We start from the raw sequence: 21,203 nt of genomic DNA, 5'->3' as shown, positions 1-21,203 counted from the left end.
AAATTTCTAACTGCATTATGGGAGAGCAGATGAAAATAAAAACCAAATTTAATACCTTTGACGTTGAAAAGACAGCCCCCCTGGAAAAGATTGGCATCATTGCCACCCAAAACCTGGAAGGTCTTCCCCATATTACCTTTATTAATTCTTTGATGGCCTTAAACGACACCACCATGACCCTGGGGCAGTTTATCCGGGGAAACAGCAAGTATTTTATGCAGAAAAATCCAAAGGTGTCATTTTTTATTCTGTCGGCCCAATCAAAAAAAATATGGACGGGAAAAATTTTGTGGAGGGAACAGCAGTCCCAGGGACCTGAACTGGAAATTTACAAGGAAAAACCCCTGCAGCGGTATAATTCCTATTTTCCCATCCACAGGGTCCATTATTTCGATCTGGTTGAAACCACCCCTGCCAATGGGCTGCCCCTTGTTAATCTGATCCGTTTCACCCTGATGACCCTGATGGCAAGGGCGGGTGCAACCCCCTGGAAAACAAAAAACCGGCGACCAACGAACAGACCGGAATGCCCCGTCCTCAAGCCCTATGGGGAAAAATTATTCTCAAGCCCTTTTACCATGAAGTTTCTATCCTTTATGGCAACCGATGGATTTCCCTGTTTAATCCCCTTTGTCCAATGCATGACCCTTGATTCCCAGCGCATTGTTTTTTATGCCAACGCTCTGGGCGCCCACCGCCATGAGATCACAGCAAACATGGATCTATCCGTATTTTGTTTAAAGACCACCCTTGAATCTGTTCTTGTCCGGGGAAAATTTGCAGGGTATAAATCCATATATGGCATAAAGATGGGCCAGATCAATATCGACTGGGTCTATAATTCCATGCCCCCCAATTCAGATCAGATTTATCCGGAAAAACCCCTGACGCCCGTGACCTCATTTGATTCGCCCTAGGTGTTTATCGTCCGATGGGGGGGGGTGAACCTTAAACGTTACCGGTGCATGGATCTTGTCCCAGTGGCCCATGAGTTGGTATTTGAGCATGAGTATCGGGGTAACCGTGTATGCAAAAAATGAGGTTATCTCTTTTGAGAAACTTTTGGGTGCCGATGCAGCGTTGTATAAATTAAAAAATACTGGACCCAATCAGATGATAGTCTGGCATAAAATGGAGATATAGATGGGAAAAAGACCCGCAGTCGGGGTGGCAGCCATTGTCATTAAACATGGGAAAGTATTGCTGGGAAAACGCAAAGGTGCTCACGGTTCTGGCTCATGGGCGTTTCCCGGTGGGCACCTGGAGTTCAATGAATCTATTGAAGGGTGTGCCCAAAGGGAAGTTTTTGAAGAAACGGGTCTGTCTGTTAAAAATTCCCGGTTTGTAACAATTACCAATGATATTTTTTACCAAAACAACAAACACTATGTGACCTTGTTTGTTGTCTGTGATTATGAACATGGAACCCCCCGGATAAAAGAACCGGACAAGTGTGAAAAATGGGAATGGTTTTACTGGAATGAATTTCCTGAACCCATATTTTTATCTTTAAAAAATCTATTGGAACAAGGATTCACCCCTTTGGGCATAAAGAATGCGTTACCCCCTGAAATACTGCACGAAATGACAGCAGCGCAGGTGGTATCACTTAATATTTCCGGCAACCGTGAAAAAGGAATTGAAGATTACAGCCATAAGGAATTGATGGAAACCGCATTCATGTTTGAGAACCAGTTAATGGAAATGCTGGGGGATATAAACCCCATCTCCTATGAATCATATTCCGAGCTGTCCCATACACGATTGACAGACATTATAAAAAATTGTGCTGAACAGATCTGCAGGATAGAGAATGCCGGGTGAAACTCCATGACAAAAAGCTTCCAACAAATTTTTTTACAGCCCCTGACCCGTTTTTCGGGCATCCATTCATTATATTTGAAGAGTTGATTCTTATACCTGCGGAATTAAAAATTATGGCATACACATATCTTGTGTTTGGAAATTAAGTTGAAAAAACGTCACATACAATATGTGGGGTTGCCCAGAACTTTCCTAAAACCCAGACTATGAATACAAGTTATCGCTTTTGGGTGCCGTGTCCGGCCCCGGACTTATACCATTTATAAACGGTAGTGCTTCAAAAGAAATTAAGGAATTATCCAAGCTGGATATCTTTAACCTCAGCTTGTTATCCAGCAAGATATCCATATTTTGAACGATATGCAGAACGATACGATTACTTCTTAAATAGTCATTTCTAAATAGATAGAGACCTTGAGAGTCTAAAGTTCTCCAGTTTTAATTTATCAATAAGATGTACGTAAATCTATGTCTACTATAAGAACAAATTGACCGATTTGTTAGGATATAGCTATGTATTTCAAAAATTAATAATGTACGATAATATTATCATTGACGTACCTTTTATTGTGATATATACTCTTGGTTAGACCATAACCAAGGAGGATTTATCATGGATAATTTCACACGTTATCTGCAATACCAGAAAGAACTTACAGAGACCAAACTCAAAACCATCGACCGCTTTCTCAAGAGTTCCAAGCCAAAACCCATTATACGTACGTCAAATGCAAGTGTCGTTGAAAACGTACTTCGAATCGCTGGGCGACCACTGCATATTTCAAATATTATTGAGATAGCAGAGAGGGATTACGGAGTTCAACTTGTACGCGATTCTATCGTTTCCATTTTAATAAAAAAAATAAATGCTGGCCAAAAATTTATCAGAACAGCCCCAAATACATTCAGTTTAAAAGAGTAAAATAGTGCTTTGGCAAGTTTAAACCGAAATGTTTTTTGATTTCACTGGAGGATGTGATGATAAAAGAACTCAGCATAATTTTGTTGCAATTTAGAGATTGTTTCAGTCGAACCTCCTCATTTAACTGGTTCGTAATCACTGTCATGGGTTTTATTGTCAGGCTTGATCACCATGGTGTCTCGTCAGTTATAAGATGGTTAAATTTAGATCCTGACAAATACACATCCCTTTTGCTGTTCTTCAGGGCATCTTCATGGAATCTGAAGTGCATTCAGCAAAAATGGTGGCAAATTGTACTGACAAGGTGCCCGGTTATTACCATCAATGGACGTTATCTTATTGCCGGTGATGGCATTAAGATTTCAAAAGAAGCCAAGAAAATGCCCGGAGTAAAAAGACTTCATCAAGAGTCTGACAATTCCGGTAAATCACCATATATCTACGGGCATCATTTTGGGGCACTGGGTATTCTTGCTGGCTGGGTAAAAAAAAGATCTTTTGCATCCCTCTTTGTGCTGAACTTCATGAAGGGGCAGAACAGCTCCGGGAACTTCAGGGAAAACCTGTACCATCAGTTAACGGGAAAAGTAAAGTCAGCGTTACCACCCTGATGGCATCCTTGGCAGTAAGTTTAGTGAAAGGGCTCGATTCAAAATGCATTGTCGTTCTTGATGCATATTTTGCTGTTGGCCCTGTATTGGGAGCATTACCTGTTTCTCCCCAGAAATCTATGAAAATAGGAGGAAATTTTATAAATATTGGCAATAACTGCTGATAAAGCTTCTTCACGAAGAGTAGATCGATTAGACAACAACTGCGATCTGTAATATTGTACCATGGGTAATAGACCTTGATTTTTTAAAGGGAGGAAATCCCATGTTAGCAGAAATTCAAGCCACACCTATAGATTCAGAAAGCTGGAAATTAAACTTTTTATCATTCGTCAGTAATCGTTTGGATCAGATCGAAAAGGATGACTCAATGGAATCCATAACAGATATATCGAAAAGCCTTTTTACAAACCGTTCAGAAATAATGGGGCAAGCGGCTTTAGCAATCATCGAGAAAAAATATGGACATCTGCTTGAGCAACAATATTGTCAATGTCCGAAGTGCCATCAGCAAACTAAAGCTAAGTCCGAAAAAGTCAAACGTGACATTGATACGCTTGTTGGACCGGTGACTTTATATCGGCCTTATTTTTACTGTAAGCCCTGCGGCTTTGGATTTTATCCCTTGGATAATGTATTGGGGCTTTCTAATAGGAAAATACAGTCAGATATCCAAGAATTAGAGGCGTGGTTAGCAGCCGAAATGCCTTATGAAACATCCGTTGAAGCCCTTGAACGATGTGCGGGTATTAAAGTGAGTAACCACCATGCCCACGATGTTGTCAATGAAATTGCCGATGATATACATTTGCTGGATATTTGCCCTGATAAAGTCGAGATTCAGCATAAAATTGACGTACTTTCAGAAGGTAGATTTCGTCGTCCTGTTTTAATGATCGGTATAGACGGTGCCCATGCACCAACCCGTCGTGAACCAAGTCCAAGAAAGGGAAAAAGAGGTAAGGGCGAATGGAAAGAAGTTAAAGGTTTTCGCATATATCTGCTTGATAATAAAGATATGGTCCATTTAATCAGTTGGCATCAAATTAAAAGTGATAAAGAACTTGCGAACGATCTTTTAGAAATCAAGCAGGCCGGGTTGATTCCTGAAGACAAAGTCCGCATATGTTTTATTGGAGACGGTGCACCTTGGATTTGGAATCGAGCAAAGGAAATTTATCCTGATGCTAAAAAAGTATTGGATTATTATCATTGCAGCGAATACTTAAATGACTTGGCCAATGCTCAATACGGTAAAAGCAACCAGAAAGCACGGGAGTGGGTAGAGGCCACGCTTACTCGTCTTTTCCTGAACAAGGCAGATCGAATTATTTCCGGAATCAAACGAATGAAACCAAAATCAGATGCAGCCAAAGATCAAATTAAAAAAACCGTTCGATACCTCACCGAGCGTATAGAGATGATCAATTATGGCTCATTGAAGCGTGGAGGTTACCACATTGGCAGTGGTGGTATAGAAAGTTCAAATAAGTTTATCTCCAATGTCCGCCTCAAACGTTCAGGTGCTTGGTGGTATCCAACAAATGCAAATAATATTTTGAAGCTACGATGTGCAAAATACAATAAAACCTTCGATCGAATTATGGAAAACAGAACAAGACAGATTGAACAGGGTCGCATTCATAAACAACTACCTAAACTTCGTCTCATTGTAGACAATTCGTGAGAAACAGGTAATGCTCCCCCTGTATTTTTGATTCTCAAAGAGGCAACAAAAACAACTGGTCAGCGATTGGCACATATGATTACCCTCCACCCAAAACAGGTCGGCCCGGAGCTCCGAGGAAATATGGAGTCAAACTCAAATTAAAAGATCTTTTTGAGAAAAGACTGGGTTCATTCCAAAAAGCCACTATTGAAGTTTATGGCAATAATAGGACGATATTTTTTCTTTGCTGTGATCTACTGTGGAGACCGATAAAAGATAAGGTTCGCTTTGTTCTTGTTATCGACGGCAGTGCAACTTTTATTCTCATGTGTTCTGATTTGACGTTATCGCCTACGGATATTATTACAGCCTACAGCTACCGCTTTAAAATTGAAATTAATTTCAAGGTTGTAAAACACGTCATTGGGGCCTTCTTTTGTCATTTTTGGACAAGCGCCTGGCCAAACATTAAAAATGAAAACCAATGCGATCTATCTGCCTGCAATAGTCTACGTGAAAAAAAATTAATCACGGAAACGATGAACGCCATTGAAGGATTTGTTAATTTTGGTTGCATCGCCTCAGGTATATTACAAATATTATCCTTAAACTTTCACGTAACAATCTGGAAACAATATAACGGCTGGCTGAGAACGATTACTTCGATGATTCCATCTGAGGAAACAGTGAAGTTTGTAATCCAGGAAGAGTTCTTCCATAATTTCTGCTCTTTCAAGCATACCGCGATTTATCGAATAATTATGTCAAAGATCAAAAAGCCCAAAGATACCAAACTATCTATGGTAATTTAGCGGTAAAAACTTTAGACTCTCAAGATAGAGACTATCATTAAAATATTAAAAAGAGGGGTTCACTCCAATTGGCTAAATAGAAAAGATCAGAAAAAGACAATCTACCGGATTTAGATCGTCCTCCATTCAAATATTTTAAGAATTTAAATGGTTTGAACACTAAAATATGTTATTCTCATATTAATCGAACAATAAAAGATTATTAACAACGTGATTCTCAACGAATATCCATGGGTTGTGATGGCCAGTATTTGGAGAAATCTATTTATACCACATGAGGATTTATGAAATCTGATAATTTCAAAGATCTGCTTAAGAGCGATAAACTTTTTTTCAGTGCCTTTCAGTTTGCTTCCATAGGAATGGCTCTTGTGGCTCCGGATGGCAACTGGCTTATGGTTAACAAGGCTTTATGCGATCTGATCGGCTACAACGAAGAGGAACTGATGGAGTTGACGTTCCAGGATATAACTCACCCTGACGATCTTGAGCAAGATCTGCAATATGTAAACAAAATACTGTCCGGTGAGCTGGAAACCTACCAAATGGAAAAACGATATTTTCATAAGGGCGGCAACACCATATATAGTCTACTCAGTGTATCTCTTGTAAAGGATGAAAAGGCTTCTCCTTTGTTTTTCATTTCTCAGATCCAGGACATTACAGACAGAAAGCTTTTGGAAAAAGAACTTGTCCGGCAGGCCACGGAAGATATGTTAACCGGAATCAGTAACCGTCGACGGTTTTATGATCTCGCAGAAAGAGAAATTTTACGTGGCGGGCGCTATAATGAGCCCATGGTTCTTTTGATGATGGATATTGATTATTTCAAAAATATTAATGATACCTATGGCCACAGCATCGGCGATGAGGCACTCCGACAGATAACGGCAATTTGCAGTTCCAAGCTAAGATCATTTGATATCTTTGGACGGATCGGAGGCGAGGAATTCAGTATACTGCTGATCAAAACAGACGCAGTTATAGGTCACCAGATCGCTGAACGTTTGCGGCGATCTGTGGAAAATCATATCCTGACAACGGATAAAGGGGTGGTGAGATTAACTATAAGTATTGGTGGGGTCGCCTTTTCAAAAAACGAGCACTCGCTTGATTATCGGTTGAACCAATCAGACGAAGCCCTTTATAGGGCAAAATCAACAGGTCGAAACCGTATAGTGCTGGTTGACACCCTCACAGAGAGTGACACGCAAGAAAAGGCTCTTCATACAGGCTTTATCCGCCTTGAGTGGAATAAAGCCTATGAATGTGGGAACAAACAGATCGATGAACAGCACCGAAATTTATTTGACCGATCAAACAAATTGCTCACAGCTATGATCGACCGACAGGAAACAGCCATTTGTCAGCAGTATATCGAAGAACTGATTTGTGATGTTTCAGACCACTTTAAAGCTGAGGAACAAATTATTGAGCAATCCGCATATCCAAATGTTGAGGAACACCGGCATATACATCAGACACTGACTGATACAGCTTTGGCAATGGCTAAACGCCACAAGGAAGGGCAGTTGGAGATAACAGAAGTTTTCGATTATCTTGCCATTCAGGTGGTCAGTCAACACATGTTAATCGAAGACCGCAAATTTTTTTCTTATTTTCAGGATGGTAGCTCACAACTTTAGTAATTTTGAAATAGTAAAAAGGTTTTTAAGTCTATATTTAAACCGGTTTGACATTTTTTTAGGGCGATTATTTGAAGACAATATACCCTGTAAATTTTCAGATGCCTCAGCTCGCTTTTATAAAGGCTCACCATAATTTCTACTTTTTTTATGCAACGACAAGGTAACCTCTTTAAGGAAGGATAATGAGAACAGGCTACATCAGTGATCGTAAGTGGGTAAAAATTTTATCCGGTATATTCCTGCTTGTCGGATTGTATTTTTCAAGCCGATACAACTATCTACTCTTTCACAGTCTTTCAGAAATATTCAGCGTTGTTGTTGCCTGCGGCATATTCATCGTTGCCTGGAACTCACGCAGGTTTTTAGAAAATAATTACCTGTTGTTCCTCGGGATAGCCTATCTTTTTATCGCATTGATGGACCTGACACACACCCTTGCGTATAGCGGGATGGGGGTTTTTCCTGAATTTGGTACCAACCTGCCCACCCAGCTCTGGATTGGTGCCCGATACATGGAAAGCCTGTCTTTATTCTTTGCACCCTTATTTTTTTCCCGTCCGCTGAAGGCAAATAGTGTACTTTTTGTTTACCTGGGCATTTTTGTGATAGTTTTAATCTTCATTTTTAGCGGGAATTTTCCTGTCTGTTTTGTTGAAGGCACCGGGCTGACCCCTTTCAAAATAATCAGTGAGTACATTATCAGTTTGATCTTATCGGGTGCTGTTATTCGATTGTATCAACATCGAAATGAATTTGAAAACAGTATATTAAAATTACTGATCGCTTCCATTGTTACATCAATCGTTGCTGAACTGGCATTTACCTTCTATATCAGTGCCTATGGTTTCTCTAATCTGGTGGGCCATTACATGAAAATGGTTTCATTTTTTTTAATCTATAAAGCGCTCATCTATTCAGGATTGACACAGCCCTATGATTTGCTGTTCAGAAATTTAAAAAAGAGCGAGGAAGCACATCGGTCGATTATAGAAACAGCGATGGATGGTTTCTGGATTACGGATCATCGGGGTAAATTATTGGAAATTAACGAAGCCTATTGTCAGATGAGTGGTTACAGCAAAGAGGAACTGCTGAAAATGCAGATTTTGGATCTGGAAGCCGCTGAAATGGCCGATGATATTAATGCCCGAATCCAGGCTGCCATTGAAAAAAGAGAAGATCGGTTTCAGTCCAGACACCGTAAAAAGAATGGACTTGTTTTTGATGTTGAAATCAGTATCCAATACCGTGAAAATGAAGGCGGTCAATTTGTCTGTTTCCTTCGGGATATCACAGAACGTATAAAGACCGAGGATGCCTTGAGAAAAAGCCAGCAAAGGTATGAAAAGGCCCAGCAGATAGGCAAGGTCGGTAATTGGGAATACGATCTTGTAACTAAACAGTTTTGGGGGTCTGATGAGGCAAGGCGGATCTATGGTTTCAGTCCTGACAGCGACGACTTTACCACAGACCAGGTTGAAAACTGCATACTGGAGCGAGAACGGGTCCACCAGGCTCTTTTAGATCTGATAGAAAAAGACAGACCCTACAATATTGAGTTTGAAATTCAGCCTGTCACAGGGACGGATAAACGGTTTATTACATCCACGGCGGAAACTCTGAAAGATGACGCTGGAACCCCGGTAAAAGTTCTTGGTGTGATCCGGGACATTACAGAAAAAAAACAGATGGAAGATCGCCTTCAACAGGTACAGAAAATGGAAACTATTGGCACCTTAGCCGGTGGTATTGCCCACGATTTCAACAATATCCTTTCCCCCATTGTGGGGTATACGGAAATGCTATTAGAGGACTTTCCAAACGACAGCCCAACCCGGGAAAATCTTTCTGAAATATATACAGGGGCCTTGAGGGCACGAGACCTGGTCAAGCAGATCCTGACATTTTCCCGTCAGGAAAATATGGAATTGAAACTGATAAAAATGCAATCTATCGTTGAAGAAGCATTAAAACTTGTGCGCTCCACTGTTCCGGCAACAATTGATATTCAACAAGTTATCCAGGCAGACTGTGGGGTTATCAAGGCGGATCCGATTCAAATCCATCAGATAGTAATGAATCTTACAACCAATGCTTTTCACGCCATGGAAGATGATGGTGGGCAGTTGAAAGTATCTCTTCAAGAAGTAGAGTTGGGAGAGCTTGATCTGGTATCCCCCGACATAGAACCCGGTGCTTTTGCCTGTTTGATCGTGTCTGATACCGGCATTGGAATGAATAAAGAACTGACAGGTAAAGTGTTTGACCCGTTTTTTACCACAAAAGAACAAGGCAAGGGGACAGGAATGGGACTGTCGGTTATCCATGGTATCGTAAAAAGTTTGAAAGGAGCGATTCAAGTTTACAGCAAGGTTGGGAAGGGAACAGATTTCTACATTTATCTGCCAGTGGTTAGGCGATCATCTTGGGACAATGGCATTCAGATGGCAGAGGCCTTGCCTTTCGGGACTGAACGAATTCTGCTTGTGGATGATGAATCTGCAATCATCACCATGGAAAAACAGATGCTGGAAAGATTGGGTTACAAGGTGTTTCCTCAGACAAGCAGTGTTGAGGCGTTTGAGACATTTAAGGCAAATCCTGATACCTTTGATTTGATTGTTTCAGATATGACCATGCCGGATATGACCGGTATTCAGCTTGCCAAAGAGTTGATTTCTATAAGATCTGATATTCCGATCATCATTTGTACAGGGTACAGTGAGAAGATTAACAAAGAAAATGCTCAATTTTCTGGAATAAAAGGTTTTCTGATGAAACCAGTTGTAAAATATGAAATGGCTAAAATGATTAAACAGGTACTTGATGGGACCAAAAATTTGTAAATTTAAAGAACTGACTATATCGTCTATAAGTCCTTTGTCTTGGCATGGTGAGCACTTTAACGTGTAGGGCTCTCATCTTTAAAATTTCTTACAATACCACATTTTGTATAAACAAATCTTTCAGCTTTTAATGCGAAATTCATCTATATAACAAAATTGATTGCGAAAACGTATATCAAGACGTGTAAATTTGCCAGCGTAATGCTTCTGGGTGTGAGTCAAGATTCTTTTTTCAGTAATTTCCTTAGTCTTCTTCGGAATTTTAACTCCGCCGGAATGTGGATCGAAAATCCATGGCATTATGATTTTTCCTTTCACTCCCTTTTTTGTATTACAAGAATATAACTATAGTTCAGAGTACATGAATTGAAACCTTCCCCTTGAAAAGAAACAGATGACCACTGTATACTTGAGTTTTCGAAAAAAAAATATTGACAAATACAAATGATATTTTATTTGTCATGCACACAATAGTATTTTTTCGTCTTGATGCCGATCAAGAGTGACTAATTGATTGTTTTTCTTCCTTTTTCTTATAATATTTTTTTCTTCAACGGCTAACCACGTTGGAATAAAATTCTTATCCTGCTGAATTTTACCTAATATTGCCTTCAGATTTTCGTATTGTGCTTGACGGACTATTGAGGGAATCGTTAATGATTCTTTTGACAATTTCCCAGCAGTGCCTTGCTTGTAATTTTCAAAATGTAGGAGGGAGTCAATCCAGGACACCAGGCATAACGCTATTGCTACGCCTTGTTTACTCCTGATAGTGGCTCCCTCCATATCGGTAAGCTGTTTGGCATTCCTGAAAAATTCTTCAATAACCCATCTGTTGCTGTAAGTAAAGATAATCTTGGTGGCTTCCCAGGTAAGTTCATTGGTTCATTGGTAAGAAGATATTTCGTGGTTTTCTTGGCAGGATCTTTGCTCTCAATAAGGCGATGTTTGCCCGAAATCGAATTTAAACGAACTGTATCAGTTTTCGTATGGTAAAGGACTTTTACTTTTTTCCCGGATTTATCATCTGCATCAAACCCACATGCGATAACAGACGTAATGTCTCTAAAATATTCTGGCAAGCTTATTAACTCAGTTTGATTTTTTGCCTTTCTTCCAGATGGAGTAAGCTTGGTCTTCTTGCAGGGGACTTTGATTTTGTAACTACGTTTCACTTCAATAACATAACTGAGACAAAGTTTTTTAAGTCCGGTAATAAATGGTTCTATACCGAACCATGAATCTGTTAATACAATACATTTGGGTAACTCCATTTTTAGAGCCCATTCAAGCATTTCCAGGGCAAGATCATATTTTGCTTTGCATTCTTTAGGTTTTCCACGTTGCCAGGACATGCAGTCTGTATCTTTATGGTAAATTCGATAAGTTATTGGAAATTTAATAAAACCACCGTCACTGTAATATAAAAAAACAATACAGGTGGCCTTAAGGTTAGTTTTAGCGGCATGGTCAAATAATACAAAGACTCCATGAATCCATTTGCAAAAATTAGTATGATGCTTCATTGTATCGTCTATACAATAGTATCCACCAGTCAACTTATACATTTTTTGAAGCTGGGCTACATAAAGAATTTCCATTTCAGGGATATAAAATTTAGCATCTGATAACAAATATGAAAGGGTACTTACACTCTTTTCCTTCAACCACATACGGCTTATTTCAGTAAGATTGAACTTAGCTCCGAGTACCAATGCCGTCGCTATTAAAGTCAGATTACTAAATTGAATATTTGTAAGAGCTGGCTGTAGAAATGACAAACCGGTGACAATGAACGGGAGACGTTTGGCGCATGGAATTTTCATGGTCATACTTAACTCACAAGAAAAGATTTGATTATAGTACGCCACTTAATCATCTCATATTGCGTTTAGAATGTCTATAGCCATTTTTCGAAAACTCAAGTGTATAGAACCTGACAAAGACGCTGCCCTCTCCCATATTTAAGGTTTTTTTATCATTCACATAGAACTCACATCGCCGATGACCAGGGTCTGGTCCATAAAATCCACTGTCGTGAATCTGGGGGCGAATACGGGTTTGCGGCTGACAAGGCCTGTCTCCCTCAGCATATAGGTGATCACTTCGGTAGCCAGCAGGGTATTGGAGGCAAGTCCGCCCATGGCCGTGGTGGACTGAATCCCCGAAGCTTTACCCCGGACCATCCGGTCCATGACCGGCCGGTTGAAATAATTGCTCAGAAACGATGGTAATAAGCCGTTGGTGTCTGATTTTTCAGCCACTTTTTTCCAAAAATCCGCGGGCATCATACCCGAGGGTTCATGGGCCACCAGCAGGGCGCCGAACCCGATGGCCGCGCAGGTGAACATGGGAATATTAAAGCGTTCCAGAAGGGCAGGGGTCATGGCCTTTACCTCGGCCCCTTTTTCCATGTCAATGACACCCACGTGAACGTCTGCACCCTCCAGAAATGCTTCAATATTGTCCGGGTTGATGCCCTCGGGAAAAAGGGTCAGTTCCACATCGGGGTTGATGGACCGGGCCAGTTCCACATAGACATCCAGCTTGGGCCGGTCCATGGTGGTGCCAAAGGCGGCGGCCTGGCGGTTCATGTCCGGCGGATCAAACTCGCCGTTCTCAGCCAGGCGGAACCGGGTAACACCGCAGCGGACCAGTGCCAGAAACGCACCGCCCCCCACACCTCCTAGGCCGGCAAAGGAAACGAGCTGATTCTCCAAGGTCTTGAATCCTTGTTCTGTGAAAACGGGCAGGGCCCGGTTTAAAAATTCTTTTGACATCACTCCTCCTGAAATATTTGTTTAAAGGCCCGGCAGAATTCTGCCATCACTGGCAGCTGGACCAGGCTGATGCGGATCCAATTGGGGAAACGGAATCCGGTCATGGTGCGGATCATGATCCCCTTTGTCATAAGTTTCCTGTACATAAGGGTATCGGAAAACGGAAGGTGTACCATGAGATAGTTGCCTTGGTTGCACAGGTAGGTAAGGCCCAGTTCATCCAGCATTGTGCAGACCAGCAGCTTTGCCTCGGTCACCATTTTGCGGGTATCCTTGATAAAGGCCCCGTCATTGGACAAGGCAGCGGCGGCTGAGCGCTGGGCCATAGTGTTTACGGAATAGACCACATGGGTGCGCCGCACAATGTCCACAACTTCCGAAGTTCCGCATAGGTACCCGATGCGCAGGGAGGCCAGGGCGTACATCTTGGAAAAGGTGCGGAACACAATGAGGTTTGGATAGCGTTCCATGAGGGCCAGGCCGTCGGGAAAATTTTCTTTTTCCACATATTCGCAATAGGCTTCGTCAATGACCACCAGTGACCTGTTGTCCACCCTGTCCAGAAAATCAATCATGGTGGGGGTGTCCCAATAGGTGCCCGTGGGATTATTGGGATTGCACACAAATAAAATCTTGGTGCGGCCGTCCATAGCAGATAGCATGGCATCCGGGTCAAATGTATGCTCTTTCAGGGGAACAAGTTTTGCCTCAAACCCGGAAAATTCGGCCACCCATTCATACACGGCAAAGGTTTTGTCCGCCGTAATAATATTGTCACCCTCTTCGCAAAAGGCCTTGATCACCGAGGCGATGACCTCGCAGGAGCCGTTTCCCACTAAAAATTGCGCCGGATTCTTTTTGAATTTTTCCGCCAGAACCCGGCGCAGGTCAAAACAATCCCCGTTGGGATAGACCGGCACGGCACGAGGGGGGAATGCTTCCACAATCTGAAACACCTCGGGCGGCGGCCCAAGGGCATTCTCGTTATTGTTGAGGCGGTGGAGGTGGTTCACCCCATAAAGACGCATGAGTTCTGTGTCCGGCCTGCTGGGTGCATAGGCCTCAAAGGCCTGAATATGGGCAGGGACCAGGCGGTTAAAATCAAGCAGTGTCATGCTGAAACACCACCAGATCGGATTTGCCGCCGTGGGGGAGCAAAAGCCTTGGTTTAAACCCATTTTCCATGAGCGCTCCGCCCAGGGCCGCCTGCCAGCCAAAGGCAAGATCCAGTTTAAAAAAAATATTGGGAAAATTTTCTTGGCACAGGGTCTCCACATGGCGGGCCACGCAATCTTTGGCATCAGCGCCTGTTACCATGGGCAAGAGGGTTGCCTCTCCCCGTTCCGGCCTCAGCCGGGTTGAAAACACCGATCGCCTGGGCAGGGTTTCCCCCAGACCCTCGGTTACCTGTATGTTCCGCATGAGCACCAGGCGGCCATAGGCTGTCTCAAGAAATTTTACCATGGAAGGATGGGCCCAGACCGAGGCGCCCATATCTTCCCCCAGATGACGATACCAGACCTCCTCCCGGGAAGTTCGGCTGGCGGTCCTATAAGAAAGATGACCCAGGGACTCAAATTCCCTTGTGGCCAATTCCGGGGTGGCCAGTTCACTGAACAGACCCATGGCCTTTGTGCGGGCAACCCTTTGGATTAGATACTCGGTTAAAAGCGCGGCAGCCCGGTCATCCTGACAAAAAACATAGGGCCCGAAAAAACCAATCCCTCGTTCCGATAGGACGTGCCAGCAGATCATTCCGGCCAGGGCACCGGTCTCGTCCAGTGCCAGTGCCAGGTCCAGATCCTTTTGGGCCGCCATGTCCGCCACCTTGCCGGGCATGGAAAATGAGGAATGATTCTTGTGGGCCGGATATAAATTTAAGGCCCTGATACAGGCTGCTTTGATGAGTGCGGGTTCCGGTGTCGTGGCAATGGTCAGCTTTCCTTTGGCCCGGATGGGTTCTCCAGGTTCCGGCGTCACCAATGGGTAGGAACAGTCTTGGCGAAGGGTCAGGTGCACCACCTCCCCTTCCAGGTGCAGGGTAAACCCGTCCACCATGCGGGAAGCCAGCAGCAGACCCAGATGATCCAGGTCGTCGGGGTCGGACAGATTGGGTTTGGTCGCAAGGTTCATGGCCCAGAGACCGGACGGGTCGGCCTGGAAAGAAAAATTGGTCAGCACATGCCAACCGCGAGGTTTCAGGCTGAAATCAATTTTTGTGCCCGGAGCTGTCCGGGAAAGATGGCTGACAATCTCCTCAACCGCCATGGTCAGGCGTAGGGTTTTGCTGCGATCCAGCCCGAGCACGGGGGCACCATGTTCCACCACAGACTGGATCAGGGGGATCCAGGCCATGTCCGCATGCAGCTCCAATAAGACTGTTTGATTCAATTTTACCATGGTGTTCCCTTTATTTTGAAACATATTCTTCGGCAAACTATAGGTTCAATGGAAATGTGTCAACTTTATTTTTATATGGGATTCCCTGTATGACCTTATCAACGAAGCAGTCGAATCAGCCATAGCAGAGGATCTTTCAGCCTTTGAGGAAAGAGGTCATGAACCTGTGATCAGTTACGAAGAAATGGTATGGATGGATTTTTAAGTTTCAGATTTGAAATTACAATATATGGGATAGCCTCAATCCAAATTTCAAAAGGTTGCTATAAATTATATTGGAGTAGACAGTGCTCAGAACCTGGGAAATATTTTTTCAAAATTTCTTGAAATCAAATTCCTTTATAAAACAGTTATTCGAGTTCGTTCAAAGATTCATTTATCAAACAAAGGAGTCTGCCATCTTTAGTGAATCAATATAGAATCCGGGCAATTTTGACTCAAGTGATTTACCAGATATGGAATCAAAAATTCTATTTTTCCAATCCCCTTTTTCAAAAATATCAACAATGTTTAAAATTATTTTAAACTCTTTATTTTGACCAAGTAATGCCTTTTTCATTTTTTCTGAAAAAGCAATATGGCTAAGAATAGTTTCCATTCTACAATCCAGAATGGCATCCATAAATGAAAACAAACCAAGCGTAAATAATTCATCTGTTGAAAAATTTGTATTTAAAACCTTTCCGCAGCGTTCACACATTCTGGCACGAATAATTGAAGTACGAACCAGTTCATTTGGTTTATCGGAACTCAAATCGGATATTACAACAATGTTAATAAACCGTTTCAGCTCATCGGTTCCAAGAAAAGTTATTGCATCTTTAATAGTATCGATTGAATTTCGTCTGGTGAAATATGCAGAATTGATAAATCTTAAAAGCTTAAACGATACGGAGACATCTTTTTTGATCAGACCTTCAATTTTTTTTAGATCTAATTGTCTTTTTCCCACTTCATTAATGAGCCCCAGTTTTGTAATTTGACCTGAAGAGATACCTTTTGTTGATAAAACTTCAGGTCTGGAAAAAAAATATCCCTGGAATAAATCAAATCCCATTTCTTTTGCTTGCTCAAATTCGGCATACGTCTCAACCTTTTCTGCTAAAAAAAGGATTTCATAGTCTGACTTTAAATTGTGTAATATTTCATGAAGAGATTCCAAGGGAGTTGCCCTTATATCAAATTTGATAATTTTGCTGAGTTCTATCATGGGCCGAAATTTCTTGTGATATACAAAATCATCAAGTGCGATGGTAAAGCCCTTCTCTTTCAGAATAGAAAGAGATGATATGATCTTCTCATCAGGCTCAATGTTTTCCAAAACCTCAATTATAAAATTTTTTTTTGGAAGTAATAAAGGTACCATCTGAAGAATCAACTTTTCTGTAAAGTTGATTAGCCCAGGCTTTTCGCCCAGAATTTCTTTGAAATCAAATGGAAAAAAAATATTTGAAAGCAAATTCGAAGTAGCAACATCCCCATCGACATCAGGGAAATAATTTTCCAAGCCAAGCCTGAATAAAAGCTCATAACCAAAAATTTTTTTTAAAGCAGTAAAAACGGGTTGCCGGGCTACGAATACATCCATATCCTTCCCTTCTCTCAGAGCCAAAATATAAAAATAATGAACAATAATTCATTATCAAGCAAAAATCGTATTGTAAAGAGATATTAAAGTATATAGGAAAGGACAAAAGCAAAAGTATTCAAGATTCCATTCAATTTTATTGGAGACTTGAGTTGAATGAAAAACAGGGTTTTATAAAACAAAAAAAAAGCCGTCCCTTTTTGATCCGGGGTGGACTATGATTAAAAACACAAGACCTTTCAACTTTTCATGGCGTCATTTATTAAAACAGCTCTCTGAACAAAAATAAATCCCTACCGATACGATTAAATTTTAATGCACGATAAAAAGAGACGTGGATTTACCCGGCGGGTCTTTTTGCGAGTTAGGGGTGTGATGTTACCATCCCATCGCCCAGTTCCCTGAGGATATCATCTGTCAGTGCTCCGAATTTTGGATTGGCTCGGCTCCGGGGACGTTCCATGTCCACCTGAATTGTTTTACGGATCTGCCCAGGACGGCAGGACATGACCAGAATCTCATCGGCCAGGAACACGGCTTCCCCTTTTACAGCATCAATCATCAGGGGGTGTGGTGTTCATCTTTGGTTTTTCCTTTATCATAGTAATAAAATTATTTGTTACTCGGATAATTCAATCAAGGCTTCGATCCGGGTCTGAAGCTGTCCTTCATCGGATTCGGAATAGTCGGTTTCGATATGCAAAAAGTTCAGCTCGAGGGCGTCTTCGACAAACCTTTGGAGGGTAGTGGATTCAGCATTGTAGGTGTGACATCCCAGCCAGGTCATATCCAAAACGGCATCGACCTTGAAAAGGTCGGCTATTTCCTGGATGGATTCCAGCCGATTGGGGTTGGGTGTCATGCAGGAACAGGGGATCTTAAGGTATCGGCGGGCAATGGCTTCACGGGGATCCCCGGCTTCATCCACTGCCAATGTCATACCCTTTAGTCCCGAGCAGTTTTCCATGGCGACGATCCGGGCCCCAAGGTGCTGGGCAATCCGGATCACTTTGTCAGATCCTTTGCCCACCGGGCATCCGGTGAGCAGAATGCGAACCCCGCCCTGGTCCGGAAGGTCGGGCTGGTTTAAAAAGGTTTCCAACTCACTTTTCAGGGTTGTTAATTGCGCAAGGTAGGTTTCAGGGTGCACACAAAAACTTGTACTCTCCTGTACAGCCAGCATCTCCATTGCCGTCAGGGGAGAACGTCGGTCCGCGGCCAGAATGGATATGTCCCAAAGGGCTTTTCGGATTTCATTTTGCTGCCGGATCTGATGTTGCAGACTCTCTTCGGTGACGGCAACGCCTGAGTATTCAAACAAGAAGCGTTCAAGTTCTCTGAGACCTTCCATCCAATACGCAAGGGCGGCATCCCCTTCCTGGGTGTGGGGAAGATGCATCAAATGCAAAGGTTTGAGCTCTTTCATCAGCTCGTACATTTTCTTTTTACCGTCGCAGGTTGTTTCGGCAACAAGGATGTCTGAAAAACTGAAAAAGGGGCAGGTGTCGGTCACGGCATATCCGTAGCTTGATTTGATCAAGGGACATAAACTGGCAGGAAGTTCCCTTTCCGCATCTTTGATAGGCGCCTGCTTTTTACCACACAGGCCTACCGGGACAATACCGGCGGCACGGATGAGTTCATTGGGAGCATAAATGCAATAGATCCCTGCTATTTTTCCTCCTTGATTTTTCCATTCATCAAGCTCGGCAATGCTGATTTCTGAAAAAGAAAGAAACGGTTTAAGATTCATGGATTCACCCTATATCTGGATTAAATTTTAATAAAACAGCATACATAGGGTGGCTGCATAAAAATGTCAAAACGCTTATTTCAATAAGATTATAGAAGTGAATAGGGATTTTCTATGGGATACAAGGCAGGTATTTTTAAATAGACGGTTTTCAAAACCCCTTTATATAAAATTGCTTTTGTGCCGCTGTAATAATAAATTTTTTTTTTCCGGCCTGAGTAAGAAACGCATCTTTGCAGACAAACTCACCATCTTCACGATTTCTTCATATTTGTCATGCTATTTTACCCGCCATTATAATAGGCAGATTGTTTAACGACAGGTAAAAAAGCAACTGGGGAAGATTCTGTGTAATTTTTTCCCAAAAGATATGGAGATTATACCCTAAATGACAGATAAATTATTGATGCCAAAAACACGGTTTGCCCTGATTTTTCAAACAGCCGCGATTGTCTTGGCAAGTTTTACCGTCTTCAGAGCTGTCCTGCTGATAAGGGCCTGGAAGATGATTGATAAGAATTTTATTGAATGGATATATGTTTTTGGGCAGGGCCTGATTTATGACATCGCCTTTATAGGCTATTTTTATATTCCGTTTGTTCTCTTGCTACTGGTTTGGCCCAATAAATGGCTCGACCGTACTTTTTCCAGGCTGCTGGCCCAGGGAATCAACTTTTTAATCCTGTATGGCCTTTTCTTTGGTCTCGTTGCGGAATGGTTCTTCTGGGACGAATTCGGGGTCCGGTTTAATTTTATTTCCGTGGACTATCTTATCTACCGGTTTGAGGTCACCCATAATATCATGGAATCCTATCCCGTCTTCTGGATATTACCCATTTTATTCTTCCTGACGGTAGTTGTTTTCTTTAAGGTCCGGCCTTCTTTTATCGCCGCAATGACGGTCAGGGAGAAATTTTCCAAAAGAGTTGTCATTGCCATCTGCCTGCTGCTGGTTCCCTGTTCAGCTGGCCTTTTTTTGAATCAGTCCCAACGAAATTTTTCCAATAATAATTATGTAAATGAACTGGCATCAAACGGTCCCTATCAATTATTTGCCGCTTTCCGCAACAATAGGCTTGATTACCGGCAGTTTTATGAAACAGGTGAGGACACGGCCTTATCCCATATCCTTAAAGAAACGCTCAAGGGACAAAACAGCCGGTATGATCACCATGGCCTATACAACATTGAAAGACGCATTGAAGAAACAGAACCTCCCAGAAAACTAAATGTGATCCTTATCTCTGTGGAGAGTATGAACGCAAATTTTTTGACCCGGTTTGGTGCACGAAATAAGGTTACACCGTTTATGGATGAATGGTTTAAAAAAGGGAAACTCTTTACCCATTTTTATGCCACCGGCACCCGGACAACCCGGGGCCTTGAATCCATAACCCTTTCCATTCCGCCGACACCGGGCCGTTCAATTGTAAAAAGACCGGATAACGATCATATGTTCAGCCTGGGCAAAGTATTCAAGGAGGAAGGGTATGATACTGCCTTTCTCTATGGGGGGCGAGGATATTTTGATAATATGAATGCTTTTTTTTCAGAAAATGGGTATCGGGTTGTTGATCAAAACCGTATCAGCAACAAAGAGATCACCTTTAAAAATGCCTGGGGTGTCTGCGATGAAGATCTATACAACCGCGCCATTTATGAAGCAAACCAGGCCCATGATTTAAACAAGCCTTTTTTCTTTCATATCATGACAACCAGCAACCATAGCCCGTTTACCTATCCCGAAGGGAAAATTGATCTGCCTTCGGGCACCGGCAGATATGGCGGTGTAAAATATACAGACTATGCATTAAGCCAGTTGATTGCAAACGCAAAGGAACAGCCCTGGTTTGATGACACTGTCTTTGTAATCGTTGCAGATCATTGTGCCTCCAGTGCCGGTAAAATAGGACTGCCGGTTGAAAAATATCATATTCCCTTGTTTATCTATTCACCCAAACACATTGAGCCCGGAGAGGTGAATATCCTGTCAAGCCAGATCGATATCGCTCCGACATTGCTGTCTTTACTTCATTTTTCCTATGACAGCTTCTTTTTTGGGAAAAATATCCTGGCACCGGACTTCAAGGGAAGAGCATTCATTGCAAATTATCAGAAGCTGGGAATATTGAAAGACAAACGTCTTTTAATCTTGTCGCCGAGAAAGGAAATAAATTTGGTTGATATGAATTCCAAAGAACCTATCCTTAAAACAATCACATCTTCCTACCCGTTTGTTAAAGAGCTGATGGCCTTTTACCAGGGCGCAGATTATATTATTCAAAACAGGCTGAACCGATGGTTTGACAAGAAAAACTGATGTTTTCCAACCTAAAATTTGCACACGGA

General features: G+C 42.2%; 17 protein-coding genes. 9 read left to right on the top strand and 8 right to left on the bottom strand.

Annotation, left to right across the window (positions count from 1 at the left end):
• Positions 1 to 29: 29 nt before the first annotated feature.
• From ACZ45G_RS26530 to ACZ45G_RS26495, 8 genes are all read left to right on the top strand, one after another.
• Entirely contained in the window at positions 30 to 917 is an 888-nt protein-coding gene (locus ACZ45G_RS26530; RefSeq protein ID WP_464173591.1) for a hypothetical protein, read from the top strand.
• A 226-nt stretch (positions 918 to 1,143) separates the two neighbouring features.
• Entirely contained in the window at positions 1,144 to 1,824 is a 681-nt protein-coding gene (locus ACZ45G_RS26525; protein WP_464173590.1) for a nucleotide triphosphate diphosphatase NUDT15, read from the top strand.
• A gap of 613 nt (positions 1,825 to 2,437) precedes the next feature.
• On the top strand, positions 2,438 to 2,746 hold the full coding sequence (locus ACZ45G_RS26520) for an HTH domain-containing protein (RefSeq protein WP_464173589.1): 309 nt from the start codon (positions 2,438 to 2,440) through the stop codon (positions 2,744 to 2,746).
• Positions 2,747 to 2,802: 56 nt separating this feature from the next.
• Positions 2,803 to 3,357 carry a hypothetical protein gene (locus ACZ45G_RS26515; RefSeq protein WP_464173588.1) on the top strand — a complete coding sequence of 185 codons (555 nt, stop codon included), beginning with the start codon at positions 2,803 to 2,805 and terminating at the stop codon, positions 3,355 to 3,357.
• 370 nt (positions 3,358 to 3,727) lie between these two features.
• Positions 3,728 to 5,044, top strand: a complete 1,317-nt coding sequence (locus tag ACZ45G_RS26510; protein WP_464179935.1) for an ISKra4 family transposase — start codon at positions 3,728 to 3,730, stop codon at positions 5,042 to 5,044.
• A gap of 320 nt (positions 5,045 to 5,364) precedes the next feature.
• Positions 5,365 to 5,838, top strand: a complete 474-nt coding sequence (locus tag ACZ45G_RS26505; RefSeq protein WP_464172777.1) for a hypothetical protein — start codon at positions 5,365 to 5,367, stop codon at positions 5,836 to 5,838.
• Positions 5,839 to 6,122: 284 nt separating this feature from the next.
• Positions 6,123 to 7,484: a bacteriohemerythrin gene (locus tag ACZ45G_RS26500; protein ID WP_464172778.1), complete on the top strand. Its 1,362-nt coding sequence runs from the start codon at positions 6,123 to 6,125 to the stop codon at positions 7,482 to 7,484.
• Between the two features lie 185 nt (positions 7,485 to 7,669).
• Entirely contained in the window at positions 7,670 to 10,333 is a 2,664-nt protein-coding gene (locus ACZ45G_RS26495; protein WP_464172779.1) for an MASE3 domain-containing protein, read from the top strand.
• A 459-nt stretch (positions 10,334 to 10,792) separates the two neighbouring features.
• On the opposite strand, the gene ACZ45G_RS26490 is transcribed toward ACZ45G_RS26495, so the two are convergent.
• The 8 genes from ACZ45G_RS26490 to ACZ45G_RS26455 form a co-directional block, all read right to left on the bottom strand.
• Positions 10,793 to 11,005 carry a hypothetical protein gene (locus ACZ45G_RS26490; RefSeq protein ID WP_464173587.1) on the bottom strand — a complete coding sequence of 71 codons (213 nt, stop codon included), beginning with the start codon at positions 11,003 to 11,005 and terminating at the stop codon, positions 10,793 to 10,795.
• Positions 11,006 to 11,082: 77 nt separating this feature from the next.
• The gene (locus ACZ45G_RS26485; RefSeq protein ID WP_464173586.1) at positions 11,083 to 12,165 is read right to left on the bottom strand and encodes a transposase; all 1,083 of its coding nucleotides are present in this window, start codon (positions 12,163 to 12,165) and stop codon (positions 11,083 to 11,085) included.
• 150 nt (positions 12,166 to 12,315) lie between these two features.
• Positions 12,316 to 13,113 carry a ThiF family adenylyltransferase gene (locus tag ACZ45G_RS26480; protein WP_464173585.1) on the bottom strand — a complete coding sequence of 266 codons (798 nt, stop codon included), beginning with the start codon at positions 13,111 to 13,113 and terminating at the stop codon, positions 12,316 to 12,318.
• Positions 13,113 to 14,228, bottom strand: a complete 1,116-nt coding sequence (locus ACZ45G_RS26475) for a pyridoxal phosphate-dependent aminotransferase (RefSeq protein WP_464173584.1) — start codon at positions 14,226 to 14,228, stop codon at positions 13,113 to 13,115. Before ACZ45G_RS26475 ends, ACZ45G_RS26480 begins: the two co-directional genes overlap by 1 nt.
• A complete protein-coding gene (locus tag ACZ45G_RS26470) occupies positions 14,215 to 15,513 on the bottom strand; it encodes a hypothetical protein (protein WP_464173583.1) in 1,299 nt (432 codons plus the stop codon). The genes ACZ45G_RS26475 and ACZ45G_RS26470 overlap by 14 nt, the downstream gene beginning before the upstream one ends.
• Positions 15,514 to 15,892: 379 nt before the next feature.
• Complete coding sequence (locus ACZ45G_RS26465) at positions 15,893 to 17,101, bottom strand: EAL and HDOD domain-containing protein (protein ID WP_464173582.1); 1,209 nt, start codon at positions 17,099 to 17,101, stop codon at positions 15,893 to 15,895.
• 364 nt (positions 17,102 to 17,465) lie between these two features.
• Positions 17,466 to 17,663: a hypothetical protein gene (locus ACZ45G_RS26460; protein WP_464173581.1), complete on the bottom strand. Its 198-nt coding sequence runs from the start codon at positions 17,661 to 17,663 to the stop codon at positions 17,466 to 17,468.
• Between the two features lie 57 nt (positions 17,664 to 17,720).
• Positions 17,721 to 18,854, bottom strand: coding sequence for a double-cubane-cluster-containing anaerobic reductase (locus ACZ45G_RS26455; protein ID WP_464173580.1), 1,134 nt, complete (start codon positions 18,852 to 18,854; stop codon positions 17,721 to 17,723).
• A 388-nt stretch (positions 18,855 to 19,242) separates the two neighbouring features.
• On the opposite strand from ACZ45G_RS26455, the gene ACZ45G_RS26450 reads away from it, so the two are divergent.
• Positions 19,243 to 21,174 (top strand): LTA synthase family protein, encoded by a 1,932-nt coding sequence (locus ACZ45G_RS26450; RefSeq protein ID WP_464173579.1) that lies wholly within the window; start codon positions 19,243 to 19,245, stop codon positions 21,172 to 21,174.
• Positions 21,175 to 21,203 lie beyond the last annotated feature (29 nt).

It is taken from the genome of Desulfoconvexum algidum (assembly GCF_055382125.1).
Note: the sequence above shows the minus strand (reverse complement) of the source record. Positions and strands in the feature narration are given on the sequence as shown.

Bases quoted from the DNA above. Each gene is read 5' to 3' on its own strand.
- ACZ45G_RS26515 (WP_464173588.1), top strand. From the start codon at position 2,803: ATGATAAAAGAACTCAGCATAATTTTGTTGCAATTTAGAGATTGTTTC.
- ACZ45G_RS26500 (WP_464172778.1), top strand. From the start codon at position 6,123: ATGAAATCTGATAATTTCAAAGATCTGCTTAAGAGCGATAAACTTTTT.
- ACZ45G_RS26485 (WP_464173586.1), bottom strand. From the start codon at position 12,165: ATGACCATGAAAATTCCATGCGCCAAACGTCTCCCGTTCATTGTCACC.
- ACZ45G_RS26475 (WP_464173584.1), bottom strand. From the start codon at position 14,228: ATGACACTGCTTGATTTTAACCGCCTGGTCCCTGCCCATATTCAGGCC.
- ACZ45G_RS26460 (WP_464173581.1), bottom strand. From the start codon at position 17,663: ATGATTGATGCTGTAAAAGGGGAAGCCGTGTTCCTGGCCGATGAGATT.
- ACZ45G_RS26480 (WP_464173585.1), bottom strand. From the start codon at position 13,113: ATGTCAAAAGAATTTTTAAACCGGGCCCTGCCCGTTTTCACAGAACAA.
- ACZ45G_RS26510 (WP_464179935.1), top strand. From the start codon at position 3,728: ATGGAATCCATAACAGATATATCGAAAAGCCTTTTTACAAACCGTTCA.
- ACZ45G_RS26525 (WP_464173590.1), top strand. From the start codon at position 1,144: ATGGGAAAAAGACCCGCAGTCGGGGTGGCAGCCATTGTCATTAAACAT.
- ACZ45G_RS26465 (WP_464173582.1), bottom strand. From the start codon at position 17,101: ATGGATGTATTCGTAGCCCGGCAACCCGTTTTTACTGCTTTAAAAAAA.
- ACZ45G_RS26530 (WP_464173591.1), top strand. From the start codon at position 30: ATGAAAATAAAAACCAAATTTAATACCTTTGACGTTGAAAAGACAGCC.
- ACZ45G_RS26455 (WP_464173580.1), bottom strand. From the start codon at position 18,854: ATGAATCTTAAACCGTTTCTTTCTTTTTCAGAAATCAGCATTGCCGAG.
- ACZ45G_RS26450 (WP_464173579.1), top strand. From the start codon at position 19,243: ATGACAGATAAATTATTGATGCCAAAAACACGGTTTGCCCTGATTTTT.
- ACZ45G_RS26520 (WP_464173589.1), top strand. From the start codon at position 2,438: ATGGATAATTTCACACGTTATCTGCAATACCAGAAAGAACTTACAGAG.
- ACZ45G_RS26470 (WP_464173583.1), bottom strand. From the start codon at position 15,513: ATGGTAAAATTGAATCAAACAGTCTTATTGGAGCTGCATGCGGACATG.
- ACZ45G_RS26495 (WP_464172779.1), top strand. From the start codon at position 7,670: ATGAGAACAGGCTACATCAGTGATCGTAAGTGGGTAAAAATTTTATCC.